Raw genomic sequence first — 214 nt, 5'->3', positions numbered from 1 at the left:
ACAGCACCGAACTACGAAACACAGACGGTAACGATTCCAGTTACAGTAACGAATGGTACACAAACAGAGACAGTGGATGTCCTGGTAACAGTTCAACGTGATACAGATGGCGACGGTATTCCAGATGTAACAGATACAGATGATGACAATGATGGCATCGCAGATGTGAATGATACAAATCCGAAGGTAGCAGATGTATTAACAGCGACAACAG

General features: G+C 43.9%; 1 protein-coding gene. It reads left to right on the top strand.

Going from position 1 to position 214, the window contains the following annotated elements; translation table 11 throughout:
* Positions 1–214 (top strand): hypothetical protein (locus BHU61_RS13295; protein ID WP_146608879.1); only part of this gene is annotated, 214 nt, incomplete at both ends.

The organism is Macrococcus epidermidis, assembly GCF_003259695.1.
Taxonomy (GTDB): domain Bacteria; phylum Bacillota; class Bacilli; order Staphylococcales; family Staphylococcaceae; genus Macrococcoides; species Macrococcoides epidermidis.
The sequence above is the reverse complement of the archived record's forward strand: the minus strand, read 5'-3'. Positions and strand labels throughout refer to the sequence as shown.